Source organism: Tolypothrix campylonemoides VB511288_2, from assembly GCF_045999855.1.
Classification (GTDB): domain Bacteria; phylum Cyanobacteriota; class Cyanobacteriia; order Cyanobacteriales; family Nostocaceae; genus Scytonema; species Scytonema bouteillei_A.
In genome coordinates, this window is the sequence record NZ_JBFPMW010000005.1 from 558,592 (window position 1) to 576,903 (window position 18,312).

The window sequence follows — 18,312 nt, forward strand, 5'->3', positions numbered from 1 at the left end:
CTTATATCCCCGACTTCTCAAAGACGTCGGGGTTTTTGCATAGGTGGAATACAGGTTCTATCCTTTTAAACTCAGTGCTGCTATAGTAACATTAATAACAAAATTTATAAAGTATATTGTACTAGACCTTCACATGGACGAAAAATTTCAGGCTCGCGTCAAACACTTTATGCATCTGAAATCTAAATATCAAGCAACTGCATATCAAGATTCAGCGCCTTCGAGCTTACTGTATCTTATTTTGCAAAAACTTGATTTAGGAATTAAACTCACTCAAATTGAGTTGGATTGGTTAAAAGAGCACAAACTTTTTGAAACTGTAGAGCATATTTTAAAAGAGGAACAGCGAAAAGCAGAAGAAATTATAAAACTTGAAAATGAGTTTTATAGCCTCAAGTCTCAGTACAAAATTCCCAATTATTGGAATAGTTTTAAGAATGATATTTCAAACCCTCTATTTGCAATTCTGTGGAAACTAAACGCAGAAAACCAACTGAACCACGACGAGATTGAATGGTTAAAGTCAAATCAGCTTTTTGCTACAGTTATAATGATTGAGGAAATGGAACTACAGCAGCAGTTTCTGGCGTTAAAAGAGAAATATCACGCAACCAAATATCATGACTTATCGCCCTATAATCCATTACACACAATTCTTAAAAAACTAGACACAAAAACACGGCTAGAAGATTTTGAAATTGAATGGTTGATTAATCATGGATTGGCTGAAACTATAGCAATTTTTAAGCAACAAGAAACCGAAAGAGAGGCTATCTTTGCACAGCTTAAGGAAAAGTACAAAGCCAATAAATATACAGATAGTTCTACAGCAAGTCGATTGTATCTTATTTTACAAAAACTAGATACCAATGAGGAACTAATTTACTCGGAAGTGAATTGGTTGGAGAAGCACGGTTTGACTGAAACGATAGCTATAGCTGATGAATTGGAAAAAAAACGAGAGTTTGCTATTCTAAAAATTAAGTATAAAGCAGAGCAGATTGATGAATTATCAACCTCTAGTTACTTGTACAAAGTTTTAAAATTAATTGACATAGATAATGCTTTACAAGAAGAAGATATAGAGTTTCTCAAAGAGCGACATCTGTATGAAACAATTGCCATAGCTAATGAAAATTATGTTCGCAATCTCAAATCAAGAATTCTACTAGGATGGGCTTTAAGTTCTTCAGAAATTGAGTGGTTGATTAAGAATAATCGCCATGATATTATTACTTTTGCTCAGCAACATCACTTTATAGAGTTGAAAAAAAAATTTGGTATTTTAGATTCAACAAATCAATTAAGTTTTGAAATATTTTATAAAATATTGTTGAAACTTGAATCAAAAGAGCGTCTGGATTCAGTATCGGTAGCGCATCTTGTAGAAAGAGACCTTTTATCCAACTCTGTAAAGATAGCTACTGCATATTATACTTTGGAGGCAAATTTTCATGAAAAAGAATTCGATCGCACTCAGAAAATATCACACCTTTCAACTGCTAGCAATTACTGGTGTAAAGCAGGCGATCCACAAAGAGCGTTAAATTTACTTACCAAGATAGAGTTAGAAAAAATTTCAGACAACCATCTGAAATCGAGTATTTTACTTGCTAAAGGTGCTGCTTTCAAAGATACATTTGATTTAATTAACGCAGAGATATTTACTACAAAAGCAATAAAATGTAATTCTGAAAATTATCACGCTCATATTTTATTAGGAATTATTTTTTACGATAAGGGTAATTATTTGCAAGGAGACTTCTGCTTTCAAAAAGCTATGATGCTTGGAGCTAAATCTGAAGAAATTGATGGAGAAATTAAGCATATTTTAAAAACAATGACAAGTGATAATAGCCGAAAAAATACGGTTGAATACTTACTGACAAAAGATATAGAGCGTTATGCTTGGGCTAAATTGTATCTGAAGGGTGTGAAAGACAAGGGTATAAAATAAAAGGGTTGTCAAAAGGGTGCGATCTATGGATTTTGTGATGGTGTTAGGCTTGCTTGCTGCCACAATTACAACATTTTCCTTTTTTCCACAAGTGTTGAAAACATGGCAAACAAAATCAGCAAAAGATGTTTCCTACATTATGCTGATTTCTTTCAACACGGGCATATTCTTATGGTTGCTCTATGGCATTGCTCTCAAATCCTTGCCAATTATTCTTGCTAACAGCGTCAGCTTAGTTTTTAACCTGATAATTCTATGGCTTAAAATTAAATATAGATAAACCTGTTATTAACGAAATACCTGTGACATCTTCTGTATTTTCTGCGGAACGCCTTTTATTTGAAAGAGCTACTTCCTCTACTGGGGCTGTTCCTACTATATTTGCCTTTCCAAACGAATATAGTGTGGGCATTACAAGCCTTGGATATCAAGTAGTATGGGCTACTCTGGCTGTGCGTTCGGATGTACAGGTGAGTCGTTTATTCACTGATACTCGCGAACAACTTCCTAGAAATCCTGAATTAGTAGGTTTTTCCATGTCTTGGGAGTTGGATTACGTCAACGTGTTGAACTTGCTTGAATCTTTAGCGATTCCCATTAGAGCAAATTTGAGAGGCGATCGCGACCCCATTGTTTTTGGCGGTGGTCCCGTGCTTACAGCCAACCCCGAACCTTTTGCGGATTTCTTTGATGTCATCTTGCTAGGAGAGGGCGAAAATTTATTAGGGAGTTTTATAGAAGCGTATAAAGAAGTTAGAAACGCAGACAGACAAAGCAAGCTCAAAGCTCTAGCACAAGTTCCCGGTGTTTATGTCCCCAGCTTATATGAAGTGGAGTATCATCCATCAAATGGAACCATTAAATCAATTAAACCTACGTCTGCAGAAATTCCCAGTATAGTACACAAGCAAACTTACAGGGGAAATATCCTCTCAGCATCCACTGTCGTGACAGAAAAAGCAGCTTGGGAAAACATCTACATGGTAGAAGTGGTAAGAAGTTGTCCCGAAATGTGTCGTTTCTGTTTGGCTAGTTATCTCACACTCCCTTTTAGAACTGCTAGTCTGGAAAGCTCGTTAATTCCAGCGATTGAAAAAGGGTTATCAGTGACTAACCGCCTGGGATTGCTTGGGGCTTCAGTGACCCAACATCCAGAGTTTGAGGCTTTGCTCAATTACATCAGTCAGCCAAAGTACGATGACGTGCGTCTCAGTATTGCCTCAGTACGAACCAATACAGTGACAGTACAGCTAGCACAAACTTTAGCAAAACGAGACACAAAATCGCTGACAATCGCTGTAGAAAGTGGTTCTGAAAAAGTGCGACGTATTGTAAATAAGAAGTTGCAAAATGACGAAATTGTGACAGCTGCAATCAATGCGAAAGCGGGAGGGTTATCAGGTTTAAAACTTTATGGAATGGTAGGAATTCCCGGTGAAGAACCAGAAGATTTGGATGCAACAGTCGCAATGATGCGCGAACTCAAAAAAGCTGCTCCTGGTCTGCGGCTCACACTAGGATGCAGTACATTTGTACCGAAATCACACACTCCCTTCCAATGGTTTGGAGTCAATCCTCAAGCAGAAAAACGACTGCAGTTTTTGCAAAAGCAATTTAAACCTCAAGGGATAGATTTTCGACCGGAAAGCTACAACTGGTCGATTATCCAAACTTTATTGTCGAGAGGCGATCGCCGACTTTCCGAGATGCTGGAACTCACGCGTTCTTTTGGAGATTCCTTAGGTAGCTACAAACGTGCTTTTAAACAACTTAGAGGAAAAATTCCCGACCTAGATTTTTACGTTTATGCTAACTGGTCAACAGAGCAAATACTTCCTTGGCATCACTTGCAAGGACCGTTGCCTCAGACTACACTATTGAAACATCTAGCAGATGCAACCAGCTATTTCCCATCATCTCAGAAAGAACTACAGCCCTTGAGTTAATGCAAACAACAGCGGAATATTATTGCGCCTTCTGTGGCGAACCGAACACAACTTTTGTGGATCTCAGTGCGGGTGGTCAGCAATCTTACGTAGAGGATTGTCAAGTTTGCTGTCATCCCAATATTTTATACGTGCGGATAGATGAAGATACGCTTGATGTTGAAATCGATACGGAGTACGAAGAGTAACGTTTGTAAAAACCATAGATAAAGAGTGAAGGATGAGTATCCGATCCCACATGGAGTGACTGGCGAGCATTATCCATCCTATTCACGACAATTAAAAAGGTTCCAACACTAAAAGAGAAAGAGAGTCAAGCTAAGTAGATTCTCTTAACACGAAAATTACTTGTAAAGAATTTTTTTTAAAGAGAATATAAAAATTTAGGACGTGATACTGTTCTGGATTTTTTTTACTTGATAATAATTAAAGCCTTATACCCGTTAAAACACTGAAATTTAATACCTTCTTCACAAAATTGTTGCGTATTTTACTGTTTCTGTTTTAAAAACATGAAGTTATTCGACAGTCAATTGAAATATGTAGGGACATTTAACTTAGCATTAGTGACGATCGCATCGTTATTGTTGCCAATACTTGATGCGAGAGCGCAAGAAAAGATAATAGAGCCAAAAAAACTGACAAATAACTTAACTAACATCCCCACTTTATCACTCCAAGAACAAGTTTGTCCGTCTTCAAAACTTCTACCAAAACGCAGTTTTGAAACAGCTAAATATCGGGTATACATTTGTCGGGGAGAGAAAGCAGGTTCTCTTGGATACTACGTTCGGATTTCCAAAAGTGACGGAGGTAAAACAACTATACCCGTTACTCAAGTCAATGGAGAAACTTATGTTGCTATTAAAGAAGAGTTAGCACACGTCATAACTCCTTATGAACTTATAGCCGTCAAACAGGGTCGTCTTATTCTTAAAGAAAGAGTCAAAAGTGCATTTAAGGGTGACGGTCAAGCTCTCACAAAAAACTGTCCTCCCGGTCAGAATACTTTAGTAGAAGCAGAAACAACAGGTTTTCTTGTTTATATATGTGGTAAAGAAGTTCCCGACAGTTATATCAGTATTGCTAAGAATGGGAACAGCGCGATCGCACTTCCGCTACAAAAAGACAATTCTCAATCTGGAGAAAACACTCAATATCTTGCAATTAATGGAAATGTCCATTACATCCTAAATAGAAATGTTTTCAGAGTTATTGAAGACGGTAGAACAATAGTCAAAGAAAAAGTGATTAATTGGAATTAGTTAGCGGTTAGTGGTTAGTAGATATTAGCTAACGACCAACAACTAACAACTAACAACTAATTATCCTTATTCTTCAAAGCTTGTCGGGAAGCCCATTGTAAGAAACTGGGAAATAATTTATTGAACCCTTGCGAAATATTTGCCGAACCTACCAATACCTCAGATTTATGGTTGTGGACAGCATCCCAAATAGCATTTGCTACATCCTCAGGCTTCTCAACTCCAGGAAATTTTAAGATATTTTCTAGTTGTTCCCGACGACTTTGAGCATCCTGCTCGTCGTTACCGCGAAAAACAGTTCTCTCCATCAGGCTACTTTTAATTAAATTTGGGTAAATACCACAAACGTGAATACCCTTAGGTTTTAATTCTGCATGTAATGATTCTGTCAAACCAGTAACGGCAAACTTGCTAGTACAGTATGGAACTACGTATGGCGTTGCTGCTTTACCACCAATAGAACTGAGATTCACGATAGTTCCTTTTTTGCGTTGGAGAAAATGAGGCAAAAGAGCGTTAATTGTATGAATATATCCCCACAAATTGAGGTCTATGATATCATGCCAATCGCTCAGGGAAAAAGCTTCTACTGGTCCTTCAGCAAATCTCCCTGCATTATTTATCAATACATCAATACACCCAAAACGATCTAAAGCTTTTTCAACTAATGTATTGACTTGTAAGGGATCTGTCACATCACAAGAAACTACGAGTGGTGTTTGATGACCGAGAGCCTGTATTTCTTGCGCCACACTTTCTAAAAGCTCAATACGACGTGCAGTCAATACAAGATCGTACCCCTTACGAGCAAACAGAAGTGCAGTCGCTTTTCCTATCCCTTGAGAACTACCTGTGATAAGTACTGTGGGAGCCATATTCTCTGCTAATAAACTCTATTTACTGTCTATTAGTGTGAACAACAAAATTTTAGAAACCTTCCAACTCACGTAAGATATTTTCCATCACTTCTCTCTTCCCTTTATCTCTTTGAACCTGGATGTCACCCTTAATGCGACAATAAGTAAGAGAAATTATACTTGCCTATTCTGGCAACCAGCCTAAAGGAATATTATTCATGTGGAAACGAATTGCGTTCATTTTGCTATTGGTGTTTAGTTTCACTCTAAGTCATTCTGATGTAGCGATCGCAGCTGGTCTCAGAAGTTATGTTAATACCACTGATGGCTATGAGTTTTCATATCCTAACGGCTGGGTGCAAGTTAAAGTCGCCAACGGACCCGACGTGGTTTTTCATGACATTATTGAACCAAGTGAAAATGTTTCTGTGGTTATTAGCCCTGTTCCAGATGGTAAAACTCTCAAAGAACTGGGAACACCAGGAGAAGTAGGTTACAAATTAGGGAAAAATGCTCTTGCGCCTGAAGGATCTGGTCGTGAAGCCGAACTAGTTAATGCTCAAGAACGAGAATATAAAGGCATAACCTACTATAAATTGGAGTATTTAGTTAAATTGCCCGGAAATCAACAACGTCACAATCTTGCCAATGTTGCAGTTAGCCGTGGTAAACTTTTTACCTTCAATGCTTCCGTTACCGAAAAACGTTGGTCTAGAGTTCAAAGACTTATAGAAGAAGCTGTAAATTCTTTTTCTGTATATTAGTAGGGGCGCATTGCCTTGCGCCCGTACAGTGGTTAGATAACAACTAACAACTAACCACTAACAACCAACAATTTTTTATGAACATCCCACCTTTTGTATTAGCTTCTGCATCTCCTGCACGTCGTCGTCTTCTTCAGACAATTGGAATTGAAGCCATAGTTCGTCCCAGTAATTTCGATGAATCTCAAGTTCAATTAAGCGATCCCGCACAGCTCGTGCAAACTTTGGCGAAAAACAAAGCAGCAACTGTAGTTCCCCAGTTTCAATACGCTCTCATTATGGGTTGTGATTCTGTTCTCTATATGGGGGGTGAAATTCATGGCAAACCTGCAGATCCAGAAGAAGCACGCCAACGCTGGCAAAAAATGCAAGGAAGTTTTGGTGACCTCTACACGGGTCATGCGTTAATCGATGTTTCTCAAAATGTTAGTTTGTTAAGGTATCAGGTTACAAGAGTTTACTTTGCACAACTCGACTCCAGTACCATTGATGCTTATGTTGCTACAGGAGAACCTCTCAAATGTGCTGGTGCATTTGCACTTGAAGGTTATGGTAGTTTGTTTGTAGAAAAAATTGAAGGTTGTCACAGCAATGTTATCGGATTAAGTTTACCTCTCCTGCGGCAAATGATAGAGGAACTGGGGTATAAAATTACGGATTTTTGGCAAAATTGTGAAATGGCTAATAGCTAATAGCTAATGGCTAATGGTGAGACCAGAGAAAGTAGGCGGGTTTCCCGCCGTAGGGAACTGGCGTACAGCCCTTCGGGCATAGCTTCGCAACGCGAAGCGTCTCCGTAAGGAGATACCCGAAGGGCTAATGGTTATATTGTTCAATTATTAGCTATGGCAATCCTATTTGATTTGTGAAATATATGCAGGGGAGCAAACCTCGGGCGCTAGTTTCCTCGCGCCCAAAGGAGTGGCGTAATACCCACTAAAATCTTTGGTAGGCATTGCCCAGCAGTACTAATGGTTAATTTTTGTCATACCAGACTACTTAGCCATTAGCCATTAGCCATTAGCCATTAGCCATTAGCCATTAGCCATTAGCCATTAGCTATTTACTGTAATAAAAAGCAATTTCTTTCTCTTTCAAAGGTGCAAAACCCGCGTCTTCTAACATTTGATTGAGTTCGGCTTGGGGAATGTGTTTTGCTCCAATTCTGACAATGCGCGATCGCATTGTATTTGAGACCCCACTGCGCTGTCTGTTTGCTTCTAGCCCCATGACTTTCTGATAGAGATCTAACTTAGCCGGGGGAATGGGAGAACCATCGAAATCAATTCCTCGTGCGATCGCTTCATCAATTGCATCAGCACCCTTGGTTGTTGGATCGTTTTGATTAATTTCAGTTGTCATGACAAAATCGAAGCACAGTTACTCAGTAAATTTTACCAAGCTTTGCAGGCACTAAGATACTAAATACTACGGTCTTTTTACCTTGTGTAGCCTTTTATTATATACATTTTATGCAATTTCAAGGAAAATTGCCCTCTACTGAGGTTATTCTTTTGTCTTATATTAAGTAAATTTTCTGATTTTTGCTCAAACGATTGCTATACGCTTGTCACTTTTAGAGCTTTTGGTTTAATCTCAAACCAACGGTAAAGCTATAGGTTGCGCTATGTCAGACCCTCACACTCCTTATAAAAAAGACCGTGCTTTAGAAAAAGCTCTAACCAACAAAATCATTGATGATTATTTTGATAACTCAGAAAGTTGGCTGCGAGCGATCCTGCGGATGTGTATTTTCTCCTTAGCCCATTTGCACGGACAACCAGTATTTGTCGTAGAATGTCCCAACCAAGCAGTAGCCAAGCGGCTGAGTCGCAAAATCTATCCTTTCAGAGGGATTGTATACTTTTTGACCGATAACTTTAACGCTGGCGATCGCTCCCTTTTCTGCTACCGGGATAGTTCTATAGGAGCTTGGCGTTGTTTTGATACTAGCACAAACTCTTGGAAAACTTTGAGTTATCCACAAACACCTGCTACACCTACTGAGTGATGGTTAATGATTAGTTGTTGATTGTTAGTGGTTAGTCGTTGGTAGAACCGCTAACCACTAACTACTCTCTATTTTGCTTGGTGACTACACCACCAACAAAAGCACCCAAGATAGTTCCCACCCACAGTCCGGTCGTGCTTCCTTGCCATATTGCGGTTGGAGTTGTCCAAGCACCACACACTTGTTTCCACCCCCAAGGTTGATTTTGGCACTTCTGGTTGTGAAGACTCAGGGTGATTTGTCCCCCTACATAACCACCAAAAAACCCTGAGAGTAGCGCTAAAAACGTACAAATTAAGATTCGGTTTTTCATTATTAATTGTGAATGGCTAATAGCTAATGGCTAATGGCTAATAGCTATTAGCTAATAGTTAATTTTCCATCAGCCATCAGACCTATGTCCTTACGGAGACGCTACGTGCAAGGCACGCGCTCTGCGATGCCGCAGGCTATGCTCGCCAGACTACACGGGTTCGCCAGTTGCCAGTCGCCAGGGCGTGGGAAACCCCTTCGGGTATCTCCTTACGGAGACGCTTCGCGTTGCGAAGCTATGCCCGAAGGGCTGTACGCCAGTTGCCAGGGCGCGGGAAACCCGCCTATAGCACTGGTCTCACCGCCTGCAGTGCTGGACTCACCATTAGCCATTAGCCATTAGCCATTAGCCATTAGCCATCAGCCTCAACCCGTATTTCTCATTCCGGCGGCGATACCGTTGATTGTTAACAACGCTCCCCGCAGTAACTCACCTTTGCTATAACGAGAGTGAATAACTCCGGAAGTCACGTTGGTTCGGGCTTGACGCAGGCGTTTCAGGAGAGATACTTGTATAAATCCTAATGGTACGATTGTGCCATTCCGAAGTTGTACGGAACGCTGTAGTGTGGGGTCTCCGTCTAGAAGTCGTTGATGCCCTGTAATTTGCAAAACAAAATCGCGTGTCAGGTAGTACTCGCTAGCAATTTGATCGAAAACCTTTTCCAAACGGGCTTTGTCTTCTGGTTCTGATAATTCGTCTACATAGTGTCGCGCCATCTGCAAGTCTACTTTTGCTAAAGTCATTTCTGCTTTAGAAATGACCATCTTAAAGAAGGGCCATTTGATGTAAAAATATCGCAGTAATTTCAGATGTTCTTCCGGTTCCTCGTTTAAAAATTCTTGCAGGGCTGTACCCATACCGTACCAGGAAGGTAGCAAAAATCGGGTTTGCGTCCAGCTAAATACCCAAGGAATTGCTCGCAGACTACTTAAGTCTTTTTTCCCAGAAGGACGGCGTGCTGGACGCGAACTGATTTGCAATTGGCTGATCTCTTCGATGGGGGTAACTTGGTGGAAGAAGTCAATAAAATCAGGCTGCTCGTAAATTAAAGCGCGGTAGTGTTTGCGCGATCGCGCTGCGAGTTCTTCCATAATCTCATTCCAGGGCTGAATATCATCAAACCCAGTTCGCAACAAACTTGCTTGAATGACAGCAGTGGTAATTGTTTCTAAGTTATACAGCGCTAAATCTCTCAAAGAGTATTTAGAAGCTAAAACTTCTCCCTGTTCTGTAATTTTGATCCGCCCGTTGATACTGTGTCCGGGTTGCGCCAATATAGCCTCATATGCAGGACCGCCACCACGTCCTACAGAACCACCTCGCCCGTGGAAAATCCTTAAAGCTATACCATATGCTTCTGCTACTGTTTGTAGAGATTTTTGAGCTTTATGAATTTCCCAGTTACTGCTTAAGAAACCAGAGTCTTTGTTGCTATCGGAGTAACCCAGCATCACCTCCTGTAAGTTAGGCGTGAGTGGGGAAGGAGAGTGAGGGGGAGTGGGAGAGGCGGAGACGGGGAGAGGGGGGGAAGAGGGATCTGTTGCTTCTCCATCTCCTTCTGTCTTGGCTGCTGCAAAGCCTCCTGCTAACAAAGCACGGTACAGTGGTAGGGCAAACAGTTGCCTCATAACGCTGGTTGAACGACGCAAATCTTCCACTGTTTCAAACAGGGGAACGACTTGGATCGTGCCAATGGCAGTACCGGGATCGAACAATCCCGCTTCTTTAGCAAGTAACAACACTTCCAGTACGTCGCTCACTTCACGACACATACTGATGATGTATGTTTGACAGATATTTTGACCGAATTCTTGCTGTAGCGATCGCACTACCCGTAAAGTTTGAATGACATCGTTCGTTTTTTCCGAAAATGGCAGTTCTGCTGGAATTAACGGACGGCGGGTTTGAAGTTCTGCTGTCAGCCAAGCCACTCTTTCTTCTTCAGATAACTCATTGTAAGGAACTTTCAGAACTCCGAGGTATTCCAAAATTTCGTTTAAAGTGTCTGAGTGACGGGTGGATTCTTGGCGAATATCGAGATGTGTTAGGTTAAAACCGAAAATTTCTACCTGACAGATCAAATTTTCTAATTCTTTACAACTTAAACCTGTTTCTGTCAAGTTCCGTTCTATCAGACGCAGTTCTGCTAAAAATTCTTCTCCAGAGCGATACACGAAGGTATTTTCGTTAGTGAGCTTTTCGCCTTTGTAAAGAGCCAAATTGCGATCGCGTGTATTTTCCAGACGCTTTTGAACGTAGGACAATTTGAGTCTATAAGGTTCTTGGCGATAGCGCAAAGCCAGTTTGTCGTATACTTCACTCAATTGAGACTGTTCTTGCTCCAAAGATTCCAGCAGATCTGGCAAAACATCACTCCAGTGCAGCGATAAACTGAGCAAGTTAATCAACTGCTTGATGGATTTGATATATCTTTCTAAAACGATATTTCTTTGGTAACAAGCTGTTTGCCAAGTTATTTCCGGCGTCACCGAAGGATTTCCATCGCGATCGCCTCCCACCCAAGAGCCAAAGCGACAAAAGTTTCTGTTTGGTGGTTCTAACCATGGAAATGTATTAGCCAAAGCGTATTTAAACCGCTTGTATAGGTGGGGAATTGCGTCAAAAATGACTTCTTGGAAGTAATGCAAGGCATAGTCTACTTCATCTAGCACCGAGGGTTTAAACTGATGAAGTTCGTCGGTTCGCCACCACAAGCGAATTTCCTCAAGCAATTGGGCTTGTAATTCCTCTACTTCCCAAGGATATCCGCCCGCCTTCAAGCATAGTTTTGGAGCATCTTGACCGAAGGAAGTCCCTGGGGGATTCCCGGCTATGTGCTGCTCGTTAAAAGAGCGCTTTTCTACGGTATCAAGTTGTTGTAAAAGCTGTACAACTCGGCGTTGTTTGTCGCGAATTGTATGACGAACTATTTCTGTTGGATGAGCCGTAAACACTAACTGCACATCTAACTGTGCTATCAGACGTTGAATTTGCTGCGGCGGTACATTGAGCTGAAATAGCTGGGGAAACAAAGTTGTAAAAGTGCCTTTCTGTTTTCCTTGGGAAGTTGCCTGCCAGCTTTTTGTAAGGAGGTCTGCTCCCAATCCACTGTTCAATGGTGCTTCAGCTTCTTCTTGATTTGAGGAATAAATAAAATTTGGTAGAGTTTCCTGAGTTTTTGTTTCTGTGGCTACCTCATAGCGACTGAGTTGCTGTCTTTGTTCGTAATCCTGCTCTATGATATTAATCAGCTGAAAATACAACGCAAAGGCACGAGCCGCCCGAATTGCTTCATTGATATTGAGTTGCTCGATTAACTTAGATACAGAGGAGGCTTGGTTATCTATTGCTTGTCCTTCTGGAGAACACAAATCTCGTAGCTGTCGTAATAAGTCCACCATCTTTTGACCGCATTCTTGTCTGAGAACCGACTCCCACAACTCCTCTACAATTTGGAGGCGATGGCGTAGAAACATTTCAGAGGCGGGGTAGATATTCACATCCTGAGACGAATAAGAGTATAAAAGGAAACTCATACCTTTAGTGGGTTAAGGAAAATAATATCTCTAATATTTATCGAATTTGGTCATTTATAGTCATGGAGTTTGCCACAGAATTTTTTACAAAAAATGTATATTTTTTAACTTTTGTTTGTGTCGTTCACCTCTGGAAAGTTAAGAATGGGAAGGCGATCGCCTCGAAACAATTCTTCACTAGCTTCAGCGATCGCATACAGGGTTTCTACGGTGGTTTTTGAAGCTAGTAACAGCAGTAGTATAGACGCTGTACCAACTTGTAAGAGGGCATACTGAGGGATGGTAAACAAAAATAAGTCTAATCCAGTTTCAGAAGGTTTAGAAGTTATGGGTGGCATTGGTATTTCTTCCTGTAAAGAGGATAAAAGCAATGAAACGAAAAAATCAATATAAAGAAGGCAGAAGTACGGGGGCAGAGGATCTAGTGCGTTGCGGAGGGAACCTCCATTAAAGTAACTAGCGTGGTAAAAGGACGATTGAACAAGCAAACCCCAAAGATATCGTTTTTCTTCCGAAATGGAATTTTTCCTTTCTGCCACCACTTACTGTAGCCTGTGGAACCATACAGGGCAATCGCTCATGGGGGAAACCCTCAAGATCGCGTTGCCTCACCACCACAGTGGCTCATCTGCCCTAACCTGACAAGACTATCTTTGCCGATTTTCTAAGAAAAGAAGGTAACAGAAGTGTTAAAAAAAGTTACATATTGTGCTTCTATGGTTCTAGTTTACAAGGGATTCGCAATTAAAAATTGGGACTTGGGTACTAAATCAGTGGCCAGTTTATCAGAAACAAGCGACCAAAGCGATTTAAAGACACATGGTTTCTCCGCTCCCGGAGGTTTTTAGATGAAAAAACTCTTACCAGTTAGCCAGCAATCCTTATTGCAATGGGTTAGCCAAGCAACAGGGATTAGCACTTTCGGGGTAAAAATCCGATTGCGAGGAAATGACCTGCACATTCTCTGTGAAGGTCCAGAATGCCCTCAAAAGTGGCAAACTCTGTCTGACTTGCTAACAGCACTACAGCAAACAGATTTGGACGTCCTGACAAGTGCAGAGCAACCCGCTATTTACCAAGTTCTCGTCTACGGGCGTAGAAAAGGGGAAAAAAAACCCGAATGGTGTCACAGGGTACATCTCAACCAATTGGACCGGCATCTCGAACAGGTGCATCAATCGCTGTTACAAGACGCTGAAAAATGCGGTCTTAAAACACCAGCATTCAATCTAGGTGGAGCGCTGATTGTTTCTAACGAAAGTTTGGCACGCCAAGGACATCCAGATGCCATTGCGCGTTACCTGAGTGAAACCATGAGTGCTTTTGGGGTGTCCGTAGAGGTTAAGGTAATTGAGCAGAAGGTAACGGGACAAACCGAGCAGAAAGAAAGCCGCTTGTGGATATTCTGCGAGTCGAGTTACAGCCCCGATCCCTCTTTAATTGGCGAACCAATAGCCCAGAAATTAAGGCATCTAAAGCTTTCTGGCTACAAAGATGCTGTGATTGCCTCGCGAGTTAGTGGTGAACCTGCCTTAGATTGGCTGTTACGGGTAGATTTAACCCCATCAGAGGTGATGCTGCGAGAATGGGCGCGTTGGGGGGATATACAGGCAATTTCGATGCTGCTCAATGAGATTTTGGCAGAGTTAAAAGTTGCTGTAAAAGCTACTCTCAAAGAAACGACGTTGCATATTTTCTGCACCCCAGCTTTCGACCCGTTAGGCACTGCTGCCATACCAGAACAGGCATTGTGCTTGGAAAAAATCAAACCTCTTTTGCAAGAAATAGCCCCTCAAGGTATTGTGGCGGCTGCTATATACGGACGCAAAACAGCCGCAGATAACAAACCTGTTTGGGTCGATTGGTCTACTTTACCCGCTAATGAGAATCCAAATTTTGCAGCATCAGCTTTAGAGTTGGCAACTGCAGGAGATGAACCCGCGCTTATCTTCTTACTCGAGCGTCTGCTAAATCCTAACTTAGATTTGCGTCTTAAAACGGGTGGTCTCCGGGTACTCCTGCGGCGTAAAGAAGATTTGTTACACGTTATGTGCGATGCTCCCGTTTGTCCCGCACGCAAACAAGTCGCAAGTAAAATTGCTCAATTTGTGCGTCAGCTAAAAATTCCCGATCTTGTAGGAATACGGATTTACGGTCGTCGGGCTGGCAACAAGGAACCTTTCTGGAACTATGGTGTTGATTTTGAGGAACGCCAACGCCTAGTACCGGAAGCAACTCCAGAATTTGCTGCGACTTCGGCGTATATTGGCGAACTGCTTCCGGCTACAGATAGCGAACCAGTTCTGCGCCCCGATTTAACACCAGAGGAAGTTCACACTTTTGTTGCAGAAGTCGCACGCGACTGGAGTACTTCTGTCAGAAAGTTCCTCATTAAAACACATTTATTTGCTGACAAAGACCAGTTTTCAGAAGAATCAATCGATTCCCAAGGAATCCGGGTGGCTTTAGTTTGGGGAGCACTTGGCTTAATTCTGACATTACAATCTGATTGGGTATTGGGTAGAATTATTGCTCGCAACATACAACCAACCCCGACAGTTGCAAGTGTTGCACCTGCTAGATCTAAGGTTTCCAAGAACAGTGGTAACGAGCAGGGTGAGAGTTCAATTTTTTTTACCAACACTTCTAAAGAAAAGCCTTCGCGTAAAAATGACGGTTTTAATTCGTCGGGCTTTATTCAACCGAATAACGATGACCAAGACACAAGCCCAGAAAATACACCTATCAAACAAAGGGCAAATGCAACTGCTATTCTTTTGGCAGCACGCTCGCAAATGCCCAGTTTTAATGCCCGTCAGTTGGACGAACAACTCGTACTTTACAAACATCGTTTGCAAAAAAGAGGTAGCCCACCTGATGTGTTGATTATTGGCTCTTCCCGTGCTCTTAGGGGGATAGATCCAGAAGCTCTTTCTCGAGCTTTAAAGAACGAAGGTTACTCGGGCGTTGATGTGTTCAATTTTGGGATTAATGGTGCTACGGCACAAGTTGTTGATTTTATCCTTCGTCAAGTTCTCGAGCGATCGCAACTGCCAAAGCTGATTCTTTGGGCTGATGGTTCCCGTGCTTTTAACAGCGGTCGGGAAGATATAACTTTTAACACAATTGCAGCATCCCCCGGTTACCAGCAAGTGTTAGAAAAAGCACATACCAAGAATGGTGACAATAAAATGACCGAGCTGCAAGAAACAACAAAGGTAGTTAAAAAAGACAGTAGTCTTGGCTACAAAGCTGTTGATGAGTGGCTCAATCAAGGAATGGGCAATTTCTCTGCGAGCTATCAAAAACGAGATCGGCTCAAACAACTCTTAAGCCAACAACTCAACTCTTTAGCAGTATTAAACCCCAATACAGTATCAAATAGCACTAATTTTGAACGGGGGGAATCTACGGAAGAGAATTTACAGCAAGCAGTTGATTTTGATGGCTTCTTACCTTTGTCCATCCGCTTTCAACCTGACAAATATTACAGCAAACACCCAAAAGTTCTTGGGAGTTATGACAACGACTACAAATCTTTCAGACTTCAAGGAGAACAAGAGACAGCTTTGCGATCGGTACTTGAATTCACCGAGGCTCATAACATTTCCCTAGTATTTGTGAATATGCCTCTGACTGCTGAGTATTTGGACTCCATGCGATTGAAATATGAGAAAGAGTTTCAAAACTATATGTTGAGCTTAGCCGAACGCCCAAACTTCATTTACCGAGATTTAAGCCAACTTTGGCCCAAAGCCAATAATTTCTTTTCTGACCCGAGCCATCTCAACCGTTATGGCGCGTATGAAGTCTCGAAAAAGCTAGCCAAAGACGCAATGATTCCTTGGCCAACTCAGTGAAGGACAAGGGAGACAAAGGAGAATCACAACTAACAACTAATAACCAACAAAAAAATGAATTTAGTATCTATTTTATACGGGCTATTTTTGCTTAGTGTACTGGGAATCTATTGGTCTGTAGGGCAACAAAAGTTACGATTGTGGACTTTACTCATTGCTAGTGTTGTCTTTTATGCTTCTTTGGGAGAAGGCAATCCCAGCACAACAGTGTTACCCGCACAAGTTCAGTACATTCCTTTATTATTTGCATTAATTTATATTAACTTTCGTTTGGGACGCGAAATTGGTGAAAATACAGCCCCCGGACAACATAATTTGGATTGGCAACTCTCTAATGAAGATTGGCGTTTTGCCCAAGTGGATTGGAACCGCCGTCGTTTAAATCTTTTATGGTTTGGGATAGCTTTAAATGTTTTGCTACTACTTGGCTTTAAGTATTTACAACCTAGCTTAAATTTCTTATTTCATAACTCTGCAACAACAAATTCTACTGCTGACTCTTTTAAATTAATTGCTCCTTTAGGAATTTCTTTTTTCACCTTTGAATGTATTGCTTATTTAGTTGATGTCTATCGTGGTGCGCCTGCTACGAAGGATTTTCTAAAATTTACAGTTTATAAATTTTTCTTTGCAAAACTCATTTCCGGGCCAATTACCCGCTTTCATACTTTAAACAACCAACTTCAAAATCTCCGCTTTCCAAGCCCAGATTTGGTTGCAGAAGGATTGTGGCTTATTGCTAGAGGTGCTGCAAAAAAACGCATCTTAGCAGATCACCTGGGAATTTTTGTTGATGTCTGTTTTGGTAATTTACCTCGGGCAGGTAGCTTGGATTTATGGTTGGCTACATTGGCTTACGGCTTACAACTGTACTTAGATTTCAGCGGCTATGTTGATATCGCCCGTGGTAGTGCGATGCTGTTTGGTTTGGTTTTACCAGAAAATTTTAAATCCCCCTATTTCAGTACTAGCATTGCTGATTTTTGGCGGCGGTGGCACATGACTTTGGGAGACTGGCTGAGAAATTATCTGTACTTCCCTTTGGGAGGTTCGCGTCAGGGCTTGGATCGGACTTGTGTCAATCTACTGATTATCATGTTAATTGCTGGCATTTGGCATGGAGCAGCATTAGGTTTCGTTGTTTGGGGTTTATTTCACGGGTTAGCCTTGGTTGTTCACCGTCTAACAGATGCAATTAGCGATCGCAATGAGGATTTGGAAAACTTTTGGCACAAACCACTCGGTACATTTTTGGCTTGGCTGCTCACCCAACTGATGGTTTTCACATCATGGATTTGGTTCCGCTTGCCGAATTTAAATGATTCCTCTTTCGTCTTCCAGCATCTTTTCGGTTATCCAGCTGATAGCCAATTTGCTCAAAAGGTATACGTAGAAGTCCTCAACATCAGTCAGTTCCAACTGATGGTTCTGCTGGGTGTTTTAGTTACCCTCATGACTGTGGTCTATGCTTTCAAGCAAACTTTGAAGTTACAGTTCAACTGGCCTCTCAAGCTTGTATTTGTCCCTTTATGCCTGTATGGAGTTTGGCTGCTTGCCCCAGATGGCAGCTTACCTTACATTTACTTTGATTTTTAATTAAACGTGAGTTCGACAGACTTACCGTCTTAGAAGAAGACAGAGTCGCGAATGGAGTGGCATCCCTCATTTAAGACTCTCTCTTTTCTCGTTCCCAGACCAAGTTTGAGAACGAAGTGAATTTTCAGTTGGAAAGGCAATGCCCACCATAAGATTTAAGTGATAAGCATATCCTTTATCACTCAAAGTATTTGAAAAATCACA

At 41.4% G+C, this 18,312-nt stretch carries 15 protein-coding genes; 10 read left to right on the forward strand and 5 right to left on the reverse strand.

The genetic code is table 11. The features are described from left to right. Positions 1–133 precede the first annotated feature (133 nt). From AB0756_RS18835 to AB0756_RS18855, 5 genes are all read left to right on the forward strand, one after another. Entirely contained in the window at positions 134–1,957 is a 1,824-nt protein-coding gene (locus tag AB0756_RS18835; RefSeq protein ID WP_038079102.1) for a hypothetical protein, read from the forward strand. 25 nt (positions 1,958–1,982) lie between these two features. After that, on the forward strand, positions 1,983–2,237 hold the full coding sequence (locus tag AB0756_RS18840; protein ID WP_038079104.1) for a SemiSWEET transporter: 255 nt from the start codon (positions 1,983–1,985) through the stop codon (positions 2,235–2,237). Between the two features lie 22 nt (positions 2,238–2,259). Beyond that, complete coding sequence (locus AB0756_RS18845; RefSeq protein ID WP_038079107.1) at positions 2,260–3,903, forward strand: B12-binding domain-containing radical SAM protein; 1,644 nt, start codon at positions 2,260–2,262, stop codon at positions 3,901–3,903. Continuing rightward, positions 3,903–4,091: a CPXCG motif-containing cysteine-rich protein gene (locus AB0756_RS18850; RefSeq protein ID WP_038079110.1), complete on the forward strand. Its 189-nt coding sequence runs from the start codon at positions 3,903–3,905 to the stop codon at positions 4,089–4,091. Before AB0756_RS18845 ends, AB0756_RS18850 begins: the two co-directional genes overlap by 1 nt. A gap of 324 nt (positions 4,092–4,415) precedes the next feature. After that, positions 4,416–5,168, forward strand: coding sequence for a hypothetical protein (locus AB0756_RS18855; protein ID WP_050045912.1), 753 nt, complete (start codon positions 4,416–4,418; stop codon positions 5,166–5,168). 56 nt (positions 5,169–5,224) lie between these two features. On the opposite strand, the gene AB0756_RS18860 is transcribed toward AB0756_RS18855, so the two are convergent. Then, the gene (locus AB0756_RS18860) at positions 5,225–6,043 is read right to left on the reverse strand and encodes an SDR family NAD(P)-dependent oxidoreductase (protein WP_038079112.1); all 819 of its coding nucleotides are present in this window, start codon (positions 6,041–6,043) and stop codon (positions 5,225–5,227) included. Between the two features lie 200 nt (positions 6,044–6,243). On the opposite strand from AB0756_RS18860, the gene psbP reads away from it, so the two are divergent. Both psbP and AB0756_RS18870 read left to right on the forward strand, forming a co-directional pair. Beyond that, the gene (gene psbP / locus AB0756_RS18865; RefSeq protein ID WP_050045911.1) at positions 6,244–6,789 is read left to right on the forward strand and encodes a photosystem II reaction center PsbP; all 546 of its coding nucleotides are present in this window, start codon (positions 6,244–6,246) and stop codon (positions 6,787–6,789) included. Positions 6,790–6,866: 77 nt separating this feature from the next. After that, the gene (locus tag AB0756_RS18870; RefSeq protein ID WP_038088602.1) at positions 6,867–7,481 is read left to right on the forward strand and encodes a Maf family protein; all 615 of its coding nucleotides are present in this window, start codon (positions 6,867–6,869) and stop codon (positions 7,479–7,481) included. 367 nt (positions 7,482–7,848) lie between these two features. On the opposite strand, the gene AB0756_RS18875 is transcribed toward AB0756_RS18870, so the two are convergent. Next, positions 7,849–8,151, reverse strand: coding sequence for a small RNA NsiR4-regulated ssr1528 family protein (locus tag AB0756_RS18875; RefSeq protein WP_050045910.1), 303 nt, complete (start codon positions 8,149–8,151; stop codon positions 7,849–7,851). Between the two features lie 265 nt (positions 8,152–8,416). Here AB0756_RS18875 and AB0756_RS18880 point away from each other — a divergent pair, with 265 nt between their 5' ends. After that, positions 8,417–8,800, forward strand: a complete 384-nt coding sequence (locus tag AB0756_RS18880) for a hypothetical protein (protein ID WP_038113143.1) — start codon at positions 8,417–8,419, stop codon at positions 8,798–8,800. A gap of 61 nt (positions 8,801–8,861) precedes the next feature. On the opposite strand, the gene AB0756_RS18885 is transcribed toward AB0756_RS18880, so the two are convergent. From AB0756_RS18885 to AB0756_RS18895, 3 genes are all read right to left on the reverse strand, one after another. Further along, complete coding sequence (locus AB0756_RS18885; protein ID WP_038113142.1) at positions 8,862–9,116, reverse strand: hypothetical protein; 255 nt, start codon at positions 9,114–9,116, stop codon at positions 8,862–8,864. A 362-nt stretch (positions 9,117–9,478) separates the two neighbouring features. Further along, on the reverse strand, positions 9,479–12,652 hold the full coding sequence (locus AB0756_RS18890; RefSeq protein ID WP_038083734.1) for a phosphoenolpyruvate carboxylase: 3,174 nt from the start codon (positions 12,650–12,652) through the stop codon (positions 9,479–9,481). A 104-nt stretch (positions 12,653–12,756) separates the two neighbouring features. Next, on the reverse strand, positions 12,757–12,990 hold the full coding sequence (locus AB0756_RS18895) for a hypothetical protein (RefSeq protein WP_038083947.1): 234 nt from the start codon (positions 12,988–12,990) through the stop codon (positions 12,757–12,759). Between the two features lie 510 nt (positions 12,991–13,500). Here AB0756_RS18895 and AB0756_RS18900 point away from each other — a divergent pair. Together AB0756_RS18900 and AB0756_RS18905 are read left to right on the forward strand one after the other, a co-directional pair. Then, complete coding sequence (locus AB0756_RS18900) at positions 13,501–16,512, forward strand: DUF1574 family protein (RefSeq protein ID WP_038083738.1); 3,012 nt, start codon at positions 13,501–13,503, stop codon at positions 16,510–16,512. A 54-nt stretch (positions 16,513–16,566) separates the two neighbouring features. Continuing rightward, positions 16,567–18,108: an MBOAT family O-acyltransferase gene (locus AB0756_RS18905; RefSeq protein ID WP_038083740.1), complete on the forward strand. Its 1,542-nt coding sequence runs from the start codon at positions 16,567–16,569 to the stop codon at positions 18,106–18,108. Positions 18,109–18,312 lie beyond the last annotated feature (204 nt).